Origin of the sequence: Aliidongia sp. (assembly GCF_035943795.1) — a bacterium.
In the GTDB taxonomy this organism is placed as follows: domain Bacteria; phylum Pseudomonadota; class Alphaproteobacteria; order ATCC43930; family CGMCC-115725; genus Aliidongia.
The window spans coordinates 1-15,257 of the sequence record NZ_DASZBY010000105.1; the positions used below are offsets into that span (position 1 = coordinate 1).

Annotated in this window: 15 protein-coding genes; 10 read left to right on the forward strand and 5 right to left on the reverse strand. The window is 66.4% G+C overall.

The genetic code is table 11. The features are described from left to right. The coding region (locus VGV37_RS20360) for an autotransporter domain-containing protein (RefSeq protein ID WP_326881585.1) at nt 1–280 on the forward strand (280 nt) is incomplete at its 5' end. Between the two features lie 3 nt (nt 281–283). Here VGV37_RS20360 and VGV37_RS20365 read toward each other — a convergent pair. Further along, nucleotides 284–526: a hypothetical protein gene (locus tag VGV37_RS20365; protein WP_326881586.1), complete on the reverse strand. Its 243-nt coding sequence runs from the start codon at nt 524–526 to the stop codon at nt 284–286. Nucleotides 527–841: 315 nt separating this feature from the next. Between VGV37_RS20365 and VGV37_RS20370 the strand changes: the two genes are divergently transcribed. The 4 genes from VGV37_RS20370 (at nt 842) to VGV37_RS20385 (ending at nt 6,682) form a co-directional block, all read left to right on the forward strand. Continuing rightward, nucleotides 842–1,597, forward strand: coding sequence for a hypothetical protein (locus tag VGV37_RS20370; RefSeq protein ID WP_326881587.1), 756 nt, complete (start codon nt 842–844; stop codon nt 1,595–1,597). Between the two features lie 165 nt (nt 1,598–1,762). Next, nucleotides 1,763–2,917, forward strand: a complete 1,155-nt coding sequence (locus VGV37_RS20375; protein WP_326881588.1) for a CaiB/BaiF CoA-transferase family protein — start codon at nt 1,763–1,765, stop codon at nt 2,915–2,917. Nucleotides 2,918–3,086: 169 nt separating this feature from the next. Next, nucleotides 3,087–5,426, forward strand: coding sequence for a penicillin acylase family protein (locus VGV37_RS20380; protein WP_326881589.1), 2,340 nt, complete (start codon nt 3,087–3,089; stop codon nt 5,424–5,426). After that, on the forward strand, nt 5,423–6,682 hold the full coding sequence (locus tag VGV37_RS20385; protein ID WP_326881590.1) for a threonine ammonia-lyase: 1,260 nt from the start codon (nt 5,423–5,425) through the stop codon (nt 6,680–6,682). The genes VGV37_RS20380 and VGV37_RS20385 overlap by 4 nt, the downstream gene beginning before the upstream one ends. On the opposite strand, the gene VGV37_RS20390 is transcribed toward VGV37_RS20385, so the two are convergent. Beyond that, a complete protein-coding gene (locus tag VGV37_RS20390) occupies nt 6,679–8,106 on the reverse strand; it encodes a PLP-dependent aminotransferase family protein (protein ID WP_326881591.1) in 1,428 nt (475 codons plus the stop codon). The genes VGV37_RS20385 and VGV37_RS20390 overlap by 4 nt on opposite strands. Before the next feature lie 134 nt (nt 8,107–8,240). On the opposite strand from VGV37_RS20390, the gene VGV37_RS20395 reads away from it, so the two are divergent. The 4 genes from VGV37_RS20395 to VGV37_RS20410 all read left to right on the forward strand — a co-directional run bounded on the left by VGV37_RS20395 (nt 8,241) and on the right by VGV37_RS20410 (nt 11,533). Continuing rightward, nucleotides 8,241–9,368, forward strand: coding sequence for a pyridoxal phosphate-dependent aminotransferase (locus tag VGV37_RS20395; RefSeq protein WP_326881592.1), 1,128 nt, complete (start codon nt 8,241–8,243; stop codon nt 9,366–9,368). Nucleotides 9,369–9,456: 88 nt separating this feature from the next. Further along, entirely contained in the window at nt 9,457–9,828 is a 372-nt protein-coding gene (locus VGV37_RS20400) for a YciI family protein (protein ID WP_326881593.1), read from the forward strand. Beyond that, complete coding sequence (locus VGV37_RS20405) at nt 9,825–11,093, forward strand: RNA polymerase sigma factor (RefSeq protein WP_326881594.1); 1,269 nt, start codon at nt 9,825–9,827, stop codon at nt 11,091–11,093. Before VGV37_RS20400 ends, VGV37_RS20405 begins: the two co-directional genes overlap by 4 nt. 74 nt (nt 11,094–11,167) lie before the next feature. Further along, on the forward strand, nt 11,168–11,533 hold the full coding sequence (locus tag VGV37_RS20410) for a nuclear transport factor 2 family protein (protein ID WP_326881595.1): 366 nt from the start codon (nt 11,168–11,170) through the stop codon (nt 11,531–11,533). 85 nt (nt 11,534–11,618) lie between these two features. Here the strand turns inward: VGV37_RS20410 and VGV37_RS20415 are convergent, their stop codons facing one another. Together VGV37_RS20415 and VGV37_RS20420 are read right to left on the reverse strand one after the other, a co-directional pair. Next, the gene (locus tag VGV37_RS20415; RefSeq protein WP_326881596.1) at nt 11,619–12,869 is read right to left on the reverse strand and encodes an adenylate/guanylate cyclase domain-containing protein; all 1,251 of its coding nucleotides are present in this window, start codon (nt 12,867–12,869) and stop codon (nt 11,619–11,621) included. A 51-nt stretch (nt 12,870–12,920) separates the two neighbouring features. Further along, the gene (locus tag VGV37_RS20420; protein ID WP_326881597.1) at nt 12,921–13,391 is read right to left on the reverse strand and encodes a MarR family winged helix-turn-helix transcriptional regulator; all 471 of its coding nucleotides are present in this window, start codon (nt 13,389–13,391) and stop codon (nt 12,921–12,923) included. Nucleotides 13,392–13,674: 283 nt separating this feature from the next. Here VGV37_RS20420 and VGV37_RS20425 point away from each other — a divergent pair, with 283 nt between their 5' ends. After that, nucleotides 13,675–13,989, forward strand: a complete 315-nt coding sequence (locus VGV37_RS20425) for a non-heme iron oxygenase ferredoxin subunit (RefSeq protein WP_326881598.1) — start codon at nt 13,675–13,677, stop codon at nt 13,987–13,989. A 1-nt stretch (nt 13,990) separates the two neighbouring features. On the opposite strand, the gene VGV37_RS20430 is transcribed toward VGV37_RS20425, so the two are convergent. Then, nucleotides 13,991–15,151 carry an iron-containing alcohol dehydrogenase gene (locus VGV37_RS20430; RefSeq protein WP_326881599.1) on the reverse strand — a complete coding sequence of 387 codons (1,161 nt, stop codon included), beginning with the start codon at nt 15,149–15,151 and terminating at the stop codon, nt 13,991–13,993. Between the last annotated feature and the right edge of the window lie 106 nt (nt 15,152–15,257).

Sequence of the window (15,257 nt, forward strand, 5' to 3'; positions counted from 1 at the left end):
TCTGGCGCTGGGCAGCGCGCTCGTCACCACCGACCTGACGGTCGGCTGGGCGCATGAGTTCGCCCCCCTCGGCCGCGGCACCAACGCGGCCTTCGTCGGCGCCCCGGCGGCAGGCTTCCAGGTCGCCGGCGCCAAGGTCCCCGGAGACTCGGCCCTGGTCGGGTTCGGGCTGGCGACGGCGGGGTTCGCCAACACCAGCATCTACCTCCACTACGACGGCGACTTGGCCAGCGGCGCCAGCAGCAATGCCGTCACGGCGGGGTTCCGGTTCACCTGGTAGGAGCTACGCACGCCAGAACACCAGCTGGCCCGAATCGCTGGATTTGGCGCGGCGCTCGATCAATAGCGGCGCAGCATCTCGATCTGCGCCGACCATATGTGTCGGCTCCAGTTTAATTTGCGAATTTTTGCCAGATACGAACGCAAAGAAATCGCATTCTTCCCAACTAAGAATGCGAGCAAACTGAATTCCAAAATATATTCCCCTCAGGGTTGCGGCTTGAGCATTGACTTCCGAGCCCGACATCGCTCCAGTCAGGTCTGTCCATCCAATGCATTTTGGCGAATTTCTCCTGCTTCCGAGCCGGAGATAAAGCTTCCAACTATCAGATCGATCCGCGATTTGTGAAGGTATTCCCCATTGTCACATCCGCCTTCCGACGAGCCTCGCCCGATTGCCGAGTCACTAGGACCTTGGGGGATTCGAAGCGGCCTTTCCGCCTCATCACTACAGAGGCTCGACCCGAACAAGCACCCCTCGAAGAGTTGGGTCATACAACATTGGAGAGGACAACTTTCGCTAAGAAAGAGCTTATGGCTCAATTTATTATTTCTGAATTTATTGGATATCGGACTTATTCAAACACATATTGTATTTGTCTCGCTTTTCTCGGAAGGATTCCAAATCTCACTGAAGCGAATTTATTGGTTCGTTTTATTTTTTTCGTTTGTTTGGTATATCGTCGGCGTTTGGCGCTCCGCCGATAGAATAGAGCGGCGTGATCGTATTTGGTCGAAAGTCGCAAAAGTATTTATCGCCACTCTTTCCCTATATCTTCTGGGACTTAATTTTGCGTGGCCGCCGTATCAGCGCTTGCAGGACCAGAGGGAATATCTTGCCGGAGACCCCGGCGCCGGAACGCGAAGTGTACGAGTTTCAGAAGATGGAACCACCATCGAGATCAATGGATGGCTGGGGCGAGGGCAAGAGACTGTCTTTCGTGACATCTTGTCCAAAACGTCCGGTGTTCGAACGGTCCTATTGAACAGTCGCGGCGGACGCACGGCGATCGCTCTGGATATAGAAGAGCAAATTCGCGCCAACGGCATTAACACGTCAGTAAGAGGGCAGTGCATTTCTAGTTGCGCGCTGATTTTTATGGGAGGGCGTGAACGAGAGTTTTATCGGACAGCTAGCCTCGGTTTCACAGGACTGCTGGATGACGACAACAGGGAATTGATATCCAAAGCCTATCTCTCGGGCGGCTTTCCCGCTTCGTTTGTCGAGCATCTACGGCAAAGACCGGCATATCCGACCTGGTTTCCCACATACCGAGAACTTTCGGATGCTGGCGTAGTCACACGCTTCGTCAAATAAGCACCTTTGCCAGCAGAAGATTTGGCCGGTCAAGCTTTGCTGACGAGAGGAGCCGTAGTCAATCGGGCCAGCTACACCCCCTACCATTGCTCCCCCCACGCCGCTGCGCTATGTCCTCATGCGTCGGCCCCCGCCCGCGCGGCGCCGCTGAAATGAGGAGCAGTCATGTCGGTCACGGGTCCCCTTTCCGGCGTCGTCATCGCCGATCTCTCGCGCATTCTGGCGGGTCCCTATTGCACCCTGCTGCTGGCCGAGATGGGCGCCCGGGTCATCAAGATCGAGACGCCGGGCACCGGTGACGACAGCCGGCATTACGGGCCGTTCGTCAACGGCAAGTCGGCCTATTTCGTGTCGGTCAACCGCGGCAAGGAATCGATCGCGCTCGACCTGAAGAAGCCCGAGGACAAGGCGACGTTCGAGGCGCTCTTGGGCAAGGTCGACGTGCTGGTCGAGAATTTCCGGCCGGGCACCATGGAAAAGCTGGGTTTCGGCTGGGAGCGGCTGAAGACGCTCTATCCGCGGCTGATCTATGCCGCGGCCTCGGGCTTCGGCCATAGCGGCCCCTATTCCCAGCATCCGGCCTACGACATGGTGGTGCAGGGCCTGGGCGGCATCATGTCGATCAACGGCCATCCGGGCCAGCCGCCGGCGCGGGTCGGCGTGTCGGTCGGCGACCTGGGTGCCGGGCTCTATACCGCGGTCGCGATCAATGCGGCGCTCTATCATCGGGCCATGACCGGCGAGGCGCGCAAGGTCGACATCGGCATGCTCGACTGCCAGATCTCGCTGCTGGAGAACGCGGTCGTGCGCTACAACACGACCGGCAAGGTGCCGGGGCCGCTGGGCGCACGCCATCCCTCGATCACGCCGTTCGAGCCGTACCAGACGTTGGACGGACTGCTGATCATCGCCGGCGGCAACGACAGCCTGTTCGTCAAGATCGCAGCGGCGCTGGGCCTGGAGGCACTGCCGGGCGACCCGCGCTTCACGACCAACGACCTGCGCAGCCAGAACGCCGAGGCGCTGAAGGTCGTGCTGGAATCCGTGCTCAGGACCAGGACGATGGACCATTGGGTGGCCGTGCTGGAGGCGGCCGGCGTGCCGTGCGGGCCGATCAACACCATCGACCGCGCGCTGCAGCACCCTCAGGTCGCCGCCCGCAACATGCTGGTGACGGTCGACGACCCGGTGACCGGGCCGATCAAGGTCGCCGGCAACCCGCTGAAGATCGAAGGCTTTCCGGACCCCACGACCCGCGCGGCGGCCCCGGAGCTGGACGGCGACCGGGCGAAGATCCTGGCGGAACTGGGACTGGTGTAGGGACATGGAAACCGTCCCTACCCCGTCATGGCCGGGCTCGACCCGGCCATCCACGCCCTCGGGCAGCGCATCGTCGTTCCAAACCGACGCGATGGCGCCAGCGCGTGGAGGCCCGGATCAAGTCCGGGCGTGACGATAACGGAGGAATGACGCGACGGAGAGGTCTCGGATGCGCTGGGTGAAACGCACGTCGCTGGTTCTGGTGCTGCTGATCCTGGTCGCGATCGGCGGCGGCTGGGCGTTCCTGGCCGCGTCGCTGCCGCAGACCAAGGGCACGCTCGACCTGCCCGGCCTGGAGCATCCGGTCTCGGTCGTGCGCGACGCCCAGGGCGTGCCGACGATCAAGGCCCTGAGCAGCCACGATCTGTACCTGGCGCTGGGCTTCGTCCATGCCCAGGACCGGCTGTGGCAGATGGACCTGCAGCGCCGGGTCGCGCAAGGCCGCCTGTCGGAGATCTTCGGCGCCGATGCGCTCGGCACCGACCGCTACATGCGCACGCTGGGGCTCTATCGCCATGCCGCCGGCGGGGTGCCGTTCGTGTCGCCGGAATTCAAGGCGGTGCTCGACGCCTATGGCCAGGGCATCAACGACTTCCTGGCGAGCGGCAAGAGCCTGCCGATCGAATTCACCCTGCTGAACTATCGGCCCGACCCGTGGGCACCGGCCGACAGCCTGGTGGTGGGCAAGCTGTTCGACCTGCAACTCGCCGGCAATTACCGGCAGGAACTGCTGCATGCCAAGCTGGCACAGACGCTGTCGGCCGACCAGATCGCCGACCTGTTCCCGGACTATCCGAAGGATGGGCCGGTGGCGCTGGGCAAGCTCGCGGCGCTGACCCGCGACCTGCCGCTCGACCGTATGCTGGCGGCCCTGCCGGACGAAGTCGGCCCCCGGCGCGCGTCCAACGACTGGGTGGTCGACGGCGCCCATAGCGTGACCGGCAAGCCGCTGCTGGCCAACGACCCGCACCTGGATTACTCGGCCCCGCTGATCTGGTACCTGGCCCGGCTGGAGGCGCCGGACGTGACGCTCGCCGGCGTCACCGTGGCCGGCGCGCCGGCGCTGATCCTCGGCCATAACGACCGGATCGCCTGGGGCTACACCACGACGAATGCCGACGTGGAAGACGTGTTCGTCGAGAAGATCGACCCGGCCGACCCGACCCGGTACCTGACCCCCGACGGCTCGGCGCCGTTCGAGACGGTCCAGGAGCAGATCCCGGTGAAGGGCCGCGCGCCGGTCGTGCTGACCGTGCGCGGCACGCGGCACGGGCCGGTCATCTCCGACTTGGCCGATAATCCGCTGAGCGAGCCCGAGGCGGGAACGGTGCTGGCGCTGCAGACGAGTTTCCTCATCGACGACGACCGGTCGAGCGAGGCGCAATGGCGCGTCGGCCAGGCGCGCGGCTGGCCCAGCTGGATCGAGGCGTTGCGCCTGTTCACCGCGCCCATGCAGAACATGGTCTATGCCGATCACGACGGGAACATCGGGTTCTTCGCGCCCGGCCAGATCCCGATCCGCAAGCAGGGCGACGGTACCGTGCCTGTGCCCGGCTGGAGCGGCGAGTATGATTGGGCCGGCTGGGTGCCGTTCGAGGAACTGCCCCAGGCGTTCAACCCGGCGTCGGGCCATATCGCCACTGCCAACAACAAGATCGTGCCCGACGATTATCCGCACCTGTTGACTCACGACTGGGACCTGCCCTATCGGGTCGAGCGGATCGAGGCCGGGCTGGCCGAGACGCCACGCCAGTCGATCGCCAGCTCGGCCGCGATCCAGGCCGACACGGTCTCGCTGACGGCAAAGCACCTGCTGCCGCTGATGCTGGCCGCCCCACCGGCCGACGCGCGCCAGCAGGCGGCCATGACCCTGCTGTCCCATTGGGATGCCAGGATGCTGGCCGACCGGCCGGAGCCGCTGGTCTTCATCGCGTGGCTGAAGGCGCTCAACAAGCACCTGTACCAGCCGACGCTCGGGCCCCTGTTCGACCGCTACTGGTCGATGCGCCCGCTCGCGACCGAGGGCGTGCTGACCCAGCATCCGCAATGGTGCGGCCTGGGCGGCTGCGCCGCGGCGCTGCAGACGTCGCTGAAGGACGCGCTCGACGAGCTGACCCAGGCCTATGGCACCGACATGGCCGGCTGGCGCTGGGGCACGGCGCATCCGGCCTTGTTCGCCCATCCGATCTTCCATCGACTGCCGGTCCTGCGGCAGATCTTCGACCGCCGGGTGCCGGCTGACGGCAGCGCCGACACGGTCGAGGCCGGGGCGTTCAATTTCAGCAATCCCGACGGCCCCTATACCGACATCCATGGCCCGGCGCTGCGCGCGATCTACGATCTGAGCGACCTCGACAATTCGGTGTTCTTGACGGCGCTGGGCCAGTCGGCGCATGTCCTGTCGGCCCATTACGCCGATCTCCTGCCCCGCTGGCGCGCGTTCGACTGGCTTCGGCTGCCGCACGATCCCACGGGCGAAACCCTGACCCTGGTGCCCGCGAAATCATGACGACCCCGAGCCTGGACACCGACGCGACCCTGCCCACCCTGGCGGATATCCGCGATGCCGCGGAGGTCATCCGCGGCGCGGTCGCCCGCACCCCCAGCGTGCCGGCCCTGGCGCTGGGCGCCACACTCGGGCTCGACATCATCCTGAAGCTCGAAACCCTGCAGCGCACCGGCTCGTTCAAGGAGCGCGGTGCGTTCTACAAGCTCTCGAGCCTGGATGCCGACGAGCGGCGGCGCGGCGTCATCGCCATGTCGGCCGGCAACCATGCCCAGGGCGTGGCATATCACGCCCAGCGGCTGGGCATTCCTGCGACCATCGTCATGCCGCAAGGCACGCCCTTCACCAAGATCGAGCGCACCGCCGGCTATGGCGCGCGCGTCGTGCTGCGCGGCGACAGCCTGAGCGAGGCGCGCAAGGCGGCATTCGAGATCGCGGCGGCCGACCAGCTGGTGTTCGTCCATCCCTACGACGACCGCCGCATCATCGCCGGCCAGGGCACCATCGGGCTCGAGATGCTGGCCGACCACCCCGATCTGGACGTCCTGGTCGTGCCGATCGGCGGCGGCGGCATGATCGGCGGCGTCGCGATCGCGGCCAAGGCGCTGAAGCCGTCGATCAAGATCGTCGGCGTGCAGACCGAGAGCTTCCCCTCGATGCACCATGCGTTGCAGGGCCTGGTGGCACCCACGCCCGGCCAGACCGTGGCCGAGGGCATCGCGGTCAAGGATCCTGGCAAGCTGACCGAAGCGATCGTACGCCAGTATGTCGACGAAATCGTGCTGGTCGGCGAAGACCCGATCGAGCGCGCGATCGAGATGCTGCTGAGCCAGCAGAAGCTGGTGGCCGAGGGCGCTGGTGCCGCGGGCGTCGCGGCCCTGCTGCTCGATCCCGAGCGCTACCGGGGCCGGAAGGTCGGCGTCGTACTGTGCGGCGGCAACATCGACGCCCGCATCCTGGCCTCGATCCTGATGCGCGGCATGGTCAGGAGCGGGCGCCTGGTGCGGCTGCGCGCCGAGATCACGGATTCGCCCGGCACGCTCGCCAAGGTCGCCCGCATCATCGGCGAGGCCGGTGGCAACATCGTCGAGATCTTCCACCAGCGCCTGTTCCACGATGTGCCGGTCAAGCTGGCCGACCTCGACGTGGTGGTGGAGACCCGCGACATGATCCATGTGCGCGAGATCATGGCCAAGATGGACGAAGGCGGCTTCAAGACCCGCCTGTTGTCGAACTCGGCCCTGGAAAGCGGGCTTTAGGAACCCAGGGCGGCGCTCGCCATTTCGCCGAGAGCGTTCAGGCCGGCCTCGATGCGGTCGCTCCAGGCATAGCCGCCGCTAAGGCGCAGGCAATGGCCGTAGCGGTCGCTCGCCGAGAAGGCGTCGCCTGGTGCGAAGCAGATGCCCTGCTCCAGGGCCTGGCCGAACAGCTTCCGGCTCCGGATCCCCGCCGGCAGCTCCAGCCATAGCACGAACCCGCCGGCCGGACGGGTCACCCGCGTGCCGGCGGGGAATACCTTTTCGATCGTGCGGATCATCTGGTCGATGTTGCCGGCGAACACACGCCGCATGCGGCGCAGGTGGCTGTCGTAGCCGCCCGAGATCAGGAAATCGGCCAGCGCCGCCTGCAGCAGGGCCGGGCCGCACAGGGTGACCGAGAATTTGGTTTCCAGCACCTTCGCCATATGACGGCCCGGCACGATCCAGCCGATGCGGTAGCCGGGCGAGACGGTCTTGGAGAACGAGCTGCAATAGAGCACGTCGGCAGCGGGTCTGAGCGCCATGAATGGCCTCGGCCGATCTTCGGCAAACGACAGGTCGCCGTATAAGTCATCCTCGATCAGCGGCACACCATGCCGGGCCAGCAGGTCCAGGACCGCGCCCTTCCGATCGTCCGGCATGGTGCCGCCCAGCGGATTGCCGACGCTGGACGAGAACAGGCAGGCCGTGATCGAGCCGGCCTCGAGCGCCGCCCGCAGCGCTTCCAGGTCGACGCCGCTCGCGGCATCCGTCGGCAGTTCCAGCGCCTTCAGGTCCAGCGCCTCGATCGCCTGGAGGAAGCCGAAATAGGTCGGCGATTCGATCGCAATCGTGTCACCCGGCCGGGATACCGCCTTCAGCGCCAGCAGCAGCGCCTCGGTGCAGCCGCAGGTGACGGCGATGTCTTCGGGCGCCAGGGCCTGGCCCCAGCGCAAGGCACGCCGGGCGATCTCCTGGCGCAGCCGCTCGTCGCCCCTTGCCTCCGTATAGATGTTGTACCGGGTGCCCTTGGTCCTGGCGGCCCGGGCGAGGCACCGGTCGAGCTTGCCCGCGGCCAGCAGCTCGGCGCTCGGGATGGCACAGCCGAGCGGGACGAGGTTCGGATCGGACGCATGGTGCAGCAGCCTTTGGACGACGGCCGAAACGCTGACGCTGGTGGCAGCGCCCGGCGGCTGGGAAATCGCCGGCGCCGCCAGCCCGATCGCCCCGCCGCGCGCGACATAGAAACCCGATTTGGGCCGGGCCTCCAGCACGCCGCGATCCTCGAGCAGGCGATAGGCCTGCAGCGCCGTCGACAGGCTGACGCGCCATTGCCGGCCGGCCTCGCGCAACGACGGCGCGCGAGCGCCCGGCCGCAACGTCCCGGCGTCGATCAGCGCGGTGATACGCCCGGCCAGCTCTTCGTATCGATAGAGTTCCGACATCCCGCCGATACCAGCACAAGCGTCCGGTTCGGGCAATAACTGTTCTGGCCCACATTCAAGTTCTCTGTATCTGTTATCCTCCGCGGACGAGGATTAAAACGGAGCCATCGATCGAAACGCGCGGGAGCGATGCCATGGCGAGATTTCCGAAGAACGACATCATGTCTCTGACCGAGGCCAACCCGCGTTACGACCTGGCGGAAAGCTACGGCCCGAACCTGCGTCTGGGCGACCTGCTGGACGGCCAGCGTCTCGACGACCTGCCGCTCGCCTACGGGTCGGCGGCTGGGGATCTCCAGCTGCGCCAGATCATCGCCGACGGCCATGGCGTCGGCGCCGAGGACGTGGTCATCACGGTCGGTGGGGCCCATGCCTTGTTCCTGACGGCCTTCGTGCTGTGCGGCCCGGGCGACGAGGCGGTGACGACCGCGCCGCTGTTCCCCCAGGCGCGCAACGTCCTGGACGCGGTCGGTGCCGAAGTGCGCAGCGTGCCGCTCTCGTTCGACGCCGGCTATCGGCTCGACCCGGCCGAGGTCGGCCGGCTGCTGTCGGCGAAGACCAGGCTGGTCAGCCTCGCCTCCCCGCAAAACCCGTCGGGCGTCGCCGTGCCGGTCGAGACGATCCGCGCCCTTCTCGATCTGATGTCTGCCACCTGTCCGGAGGCCCATCTGCTGGTCGACGAAACCTACCGCGAGGCCGCCTACGGGCAGGATCCGGTGGCGCCCGGCATGGCGGCGCTCAGCCCGAAGATCATCTCCACCGCCTCGCTTTCCAAGGCCCACGGCGGCCCCGGGCTGCGACTCGGCTGGGCGATCACGCGCGACCCGGCGCTACGCGAGCAATTGATACTCGGCAAGTTCAACACGGTCATCTGCTGTTCGCCGGTCGACGAGGCGCTGGCGAAGATGCTGCTCGGCCGGAGCGAACAAATCATCAGCGACCGACGCCAGCGCCTTGCAGACGGCCTGACCCGGACGGCAGCCTGGATCGAACGGCACGCCCGCTTCGTCGAGTGGGTCCGGCCCGACGCCGGGGCGCTCTGCTGCATCCGCCTGAAGCCGTCGCTGTCCGATGCCGCCGCCCTCGCCCGGTTCCAGGAAGCGCTGGCGAGCGAGGGTGTGCGGCTGGCCGACGGCGCCTGGTTCGGCGCCGAAGCGGGTGTGTTCCGCCTCGGGTTCGGCCTGCTGTCGATGCCCGACCTGGACACGGCACTGGCCCGCCTCTCGATCGCGATCGACCGCGCAGCGCGGGCGACTGCCTGACGAAGGCACTTTCAAAAGTTTATTTGTCGACCGCTGTCGGGATCGGGCATCACTCTTCGTCCTAGGATCAGAAGAGGAGTCCGCCCGTATGCTGTACGCCATCCTGTGCTACGATTGCGAAGACGTCGTCAGTGCCTGGTCGAAGGAAAAGGAAGCGAGCGTGATGGACGCCCTGGGCGTCGTCCAGGACAAGCTCGCCAAGGCCGGCCGCCTCGGCCCGGTGGCCCGCCTGCTGCCGACGACGGCGGCCACGACCGTACGCAAGAGCGGGCAGCCGCTGGTGATCGACGGACCATTCGCCGAGACCAAGGAGCAGTTGCTGGGCTTCTTCATCGTCGAATGCGCCGACCTCGAGGAAGCGGTCGAGACCGCCAAGGAACTGGCCCGCGCCAACCAGTCCGAAGGCGCTTACGAACTGCGGCCGCTGGGCTTGTTCAGGCCCGGACCTGGTCTGCCATGAGCGATCTCGCCTGGATCGAAGCGGCGCTGGTCTCGGCCCGTCCCCAGGCCGTGGGCGCCCTGCTGCGCTGGTTCCGCGACCTCGATACCGCGGAGGAGGCGTTCCAAGACGCCTGCTTGCGCGCATTGCGCAACTGGCCGGAGAAGGGGCCGCCGCGCGACCCGACTGCCTGGCTGATCATGGTCGGCCGCAATGCCGCGATCGACCATGCCCGCCGGCAGTCCCGCCATGCCCCCTTGCCGGCCGAAGAGCTGATCTCGGACCTGGAAGATGCCGAAGGCGCCATCGCCGAACGGATGGACGGCGCCGACTATCGCGACGACGTGCTGCGGCTACTGTTCATCTGCTGTCATCCCGACCTGCCGGCGACCCAGCAGATCGCGCTCGCCCTGCGCATCGTCTCCGGCCTGTCGGTCAAGCAGATCGCCCGCGCCTTCCTGGTCGGCGAGAGCGCCATGGAACAGCGGATCACCCGGGCCAAGGCGCGCATCGCCGATGCCGGCGTGCCGTTCGAGCCGCCGGGCCCGGTCGAGCGCGCCGAGCGGCTCGGCATCGTCACCGCAATGGTCTATCTCGTGTTCAACGAAGGCTATTCCAGCGGGGGCGGGGCCGAGAACCATCGCATCCCGCTGTGCGAGGAGGCGATCCGGCTCGGCCGCCTGCTGCTGCGCCTGTTCCAGACCGAGCCCGAGATCATGGGCCTTACCGCGCTGATGCTGCTGCAGCACGCCCGCACGCCGGCCCGGTTCGGTGCCGACGGCGCCATCGTGCTCCTCGAAGACCAGGATCGGTCCTTGTGGAACGGCCGCATGATCACCGAGGGCCTGGCGCTGGTCGAAAAAGCCCTGCGTCATCGGCGACCAGGCCCCTATCAGGTCCAGGCCGCAGTGGCGGCACTCCACGCCCGGGCCACCACGGCGCAGGAGACGGACTGGGCGCAGATCGACCTGCTCTACGCGACCCTCGAGCGGTTGCAGCCCTCACCCGTAGTGACGTTGAACCGGGCTGTCGCGGTCTCGAAGACCCGCGGTCCGGAGGCGGCACTGGCGCTGATCGAACCCCTGGCGGATCGGCTCGGCGGCTATTTCTACTTCTTCGGCCTCAAGGGCGCCCTGCTCGACCAGTTGGGCCGGGTCGAGGAGGCCCACGCGTGCTTCGACCAGGCCATCGCGCTCGCCCACACGCCGGCCGAGGCGGCCCATATCCGCCAGCATCTCGACCGGCTGGCCGGGCTCAAGGCATCGGGCGCATTACCCCCCGCGTAATCGACCCTGCGTCGGCGATCGCCAAAATGAGGCTTGTCTGGAACGGCCAGACAACCTCGATCATGGAGATTGAAATGTCCGACGCACAGCAGATCGCCCACCGCTACATCGCAGCCTGGAACGAGACCGACGCCGACCGCCGCGCGGCCTTGCTGGGAGAAACCTGGGCCGACGATGCACTCTATATCGATCCGATGGGCCGGGCCGCCGGCCGCGCCGAGATCGGTTCGATGATCGGCGCCGTTCAGCAACGCTTCCCCGGCTTCCGCTTCACGCTGATCCGTCCGGCCGACGGCTACGGCGACCATGTCCGCTTCGCCTGGTCGCTCGGTCCCGTCGGGGCGGAAGCGCCGATCGAGGGCAGCGATGTCGTCATCCTGGACGGCGGTCGCATCGCCAGGGTGATCGGTTTCCTCGACAAGCTGCCGCAGGCGGCCTGAACGATCGATCGAATTGCCTCGCTTCCCCTGGGAAGCGGGGCATTCGGTTCTGTCGACGCACAGCGAAACCGTCTCGGTATCGACTTCAGCTTCGTAGTGGATCCGCCCGCAGCGGCTCCGGCCGCCGATCTTCGTCGACCCGCTCCTTCGCAGCGCGGGCCGGGTCGGGCAGCCGCGCGATCTCGACCGGATCGGGCACGCCTTTCAGCGCGTGCCAACCGGCGCTGAGCCAGGGGCGGCCGGTGGTGCGGGCAAAATCCGCCGACATCAGCAACGGGGTGCCGAGCGCCTTCGTCAAAGTCTCGATGCGGGACGCGCGATTGACCGCCGGGCCGACCACGTTGAACGACAAGCGGCGCACCGAACCGACGTTGCCATGGGTCACCTCGCCGATGTCGAGGCCGATGCCGCACTTGATCTCGACGGCCCCGCGCGCGCGCCGCGCCTCGTTCGCCGCATCCAATCCGGCCAGCGCTTCCTCGGCGGCTTCGATCACGCCGGCCGTGACCATGCCGTCGGTCGAATCGTCGCGCACCGTGAAATAGATCATGATGGCGTCGCCGATGTGCTGGACCACCTCGCCGCCACGCTTGGTCGCCGCCGTGCCGAAAATATCGAAATATTCATTGAGCAGATCGAGCAGCTCGCTCGTCTCCATGGTTTCGGTCAGGCGCGTGAAATTGCGCAGGTCCGAATACCAGATGACCGCCCGCATGCGGCCGCCGTCGCCGCGCTTGACCGAACCGTCGAGGATGCTGGCGCCGGCCTGGGGGCCGACATACGTCTCGAGCAGGTTGATCGCGATATGGCGCAGCAGGCGCACTTCGAACGTGGCGCTGATCAGCTTCGATATGATTTCCAGCTCGTTCACGTCTTCGTCCGTGAAGCCGCCGGGCGCGTCGGTCGTGAAGCTGAGCCCCGCGCTACGCCGCCGTTCCGCAAAGGCCAGCGGCACGATCATATAATCCGTCGCTCCTTCGGCCCGCAATTCCTCGAACAGCGGCAACGCCAGGATCGGCGCATCCAGCCGGGCCCTGAGCGTGCGGCCGGTCTCGTCGATGATCTTGAGTGGGCTGCGCGCGTAAGTCTCGCTCAGATCCTTGGAATGCGGGTTGAGCGTGACCTGCAGTTCCTCCTCGCCGTCACGCGACCAGATGGTGCGGCCGCCGCTGAATTCCGGATCCAGCGTTTCCAGCAACAGGCCGGACCGCCAGATGCCATAGCCGAGCTTGACCAGTTCCCGGCACAAGGACTGATGCAGGGCATCGATGTCCGCACCCGAGCCGTGCAGCTCGGCCAGCCATATGACGAAGGGTTTCAGGCGCTCCTGGCGCATCGACCGACCATGACCTTTCACTGCTTCCGGGCGTTCCGATACGCCCGGGACCTACTCTGCCGCGTCCGGCGGCAGCGGCAGGCCGGATAGATTATCGTAGAGCCGGATCAGCAGTTGCCGCAACGCATCCCCGTCCTCGCCCGACATGCCGGCAATGGCCGTCGTCTCGTAGTCGAGCGCCAATGGCACGATCCGGGCGGCAATTTCCCGCCCTTCCGCGGTCAGATCGACCTCGACCGCCCGGGCATCCTCGGTACAACGCGTCCGGCTGACCAGCGAGCGTCCCTGCATGCTGGTGACCAGCCGGGACAAGGTCGAGACCTCGATGCTGGTCGCCTCGGCCAATGCGCCGAGCCGCATCGCGCCGTCATGCCACAGCACCGCCAGCACGCGCCACATCACCACCGTCAGATCGTCCTTGCGCAGCTCGCGCTGGAAAGCCTCGGTGATGCGAATCGCCGCGCGATTGAGCAGGTAGGGCAGATAGCGTTGAAGATCGAAGGACGACAAGGGACGCCTCATACTGTATTTTCTTTCGTTATACTCGGCGTCGCGGCGGAGTGAAGCGGTAATTTCGGGCGCGAGCCTCGCGTTTTAAAGTCGCCGCCCCGACCTGCTCGACCGTGAACTTGCGGATATCATCAGACGAGATCGCGATTGCTGCCGGATGAGGTCCCGGCTCATACCTCGTTGACGCGCGCGGGGCAGCGGTTAGGCTGGTGCCTCGTCATCCTTCCCAGACTGAGGGTCCGCCCGTCGTGATCGTATCTCCCGCCCAATCCTGCCGCCGTTCCGGCGCCCGACCATGACCGCCCGCTGGATAAAGGTCGCGACGACCAATGCCATCGACGAAGACGACATGATCGCCGTCGAAATCGAGGGGCGACACATCGCCATCTATCATGTCGGCGGTGTGTTCCACGCCACCGCCAATGTCTGCACCCACGCCTATGCGCTGCTGACCGACGGTTTCCTCGACGAGTGCACGATCGAATGCCCGCTCCATGCCGGTCGCTTCGACATCACGACCGGCAAAGCGCTGGGTGCGCCGGTCACGCAGGATTTGAAAGTCTATGCCTTGCGCGTCGAGGGCACGGACATCCTGATCGCGCTCGACTGAGCTACGCGTAGCAGCGCTCGTAGAGCGCCACCATTTCCTCGATGGTCGGCACGCGCGGGTTGTTGCCGGGCGAGCCGGAAGCGAGCGCCTGCTGCGCCATGGTCGGCGCCAGGTCGTGGTAGCGCTTGCGGTCTATGCCGTAGCGCTCGGGCGACGGCACGGACAGGTCCCGGTTGATCTGGCGCAGCGCATCGATCAGCCGGGCGACGGCGGCCTGATCGCCCTCGGCCGGGTCCGACAGGCCCATGGCATGGGCGCATTGGGCATAGCGCGGCATGGCGGCCGGCGCCGAGAACGCCGTGATCTCGGGCAGCAACATGGCGTTGGACAGGCCGTGCGGCACATGGAAGAACGCGCCGATCGGCCGGCTCATGCCATGGACGAGTGCCACCGACGCGTTCGAGAATGCCATGCCGGCCTGGGTGGCGCCCAGCATCATCGCCTCGCGCGCGGCGTGGTTGCCGGGCTCGGCACACACGATCGGCAGGTGGGCCCAGATCAGCTTCATGGCCGACAGCGCCATCGAATCGCTGAACAGGTTCGCGCGCTTGCTGACATAGGCCTCGATCGCGTGGGTCAGCGCGTCGATGCCCGTATCGGCCGTCAGGCGCAACGGCATGCTGAGCGTTAATTCATAATCGATGATGGTCGCGACGGCGGTGGCGGAGATGCCGGCGATCAACATCTTCTCATCGGTTTCCGTATCGGTGATGACCGTGAAGCGCGTGACCTCCGACCCGGTGCCCGCGGTCGTCGGGATCGCGACCAGCGGCAGGCCCATGACCGGAATCGGCGCCGGCACCTTATAGTCGCGCATCTTGCCGCCATTGGCCGCCAGGATCGCCATGGCCTTGGCCGTGTCGATCGGGCTGCCGCCGCCCAGCGCCACCAGGCCGTCATAGTCGCCGTCTACGATCTGCCGGGCGCCGATCTCGATCACCTCGGTCGTCGGATCCGGTACCGTGTCGGCGAACACGCCCCAGGCGATGCCGGCCGCATCGAGCAGGTCGGTCACGCCGGCGAGCCGGCCGGAGTCGCGCATGAACGGGTCGGTCACGATCAGCGGCTTGGTAATACCGACCCGGCCCAGCAGGCCCGGGAGTTCCTTGAGCGCGCCGCCGCCGATGACCATTTGTCGCGGTAAGGTGATATTGGCGATCATCGGACTGGTGCTCCCATTTGCGCGTCGTTTCAGCCGGTTATAGCGACAGCTGCACCGGTCCGACAGAGATTGGTCTGCGGTGTGTCCGCGCCAAGGGCGGAAAATC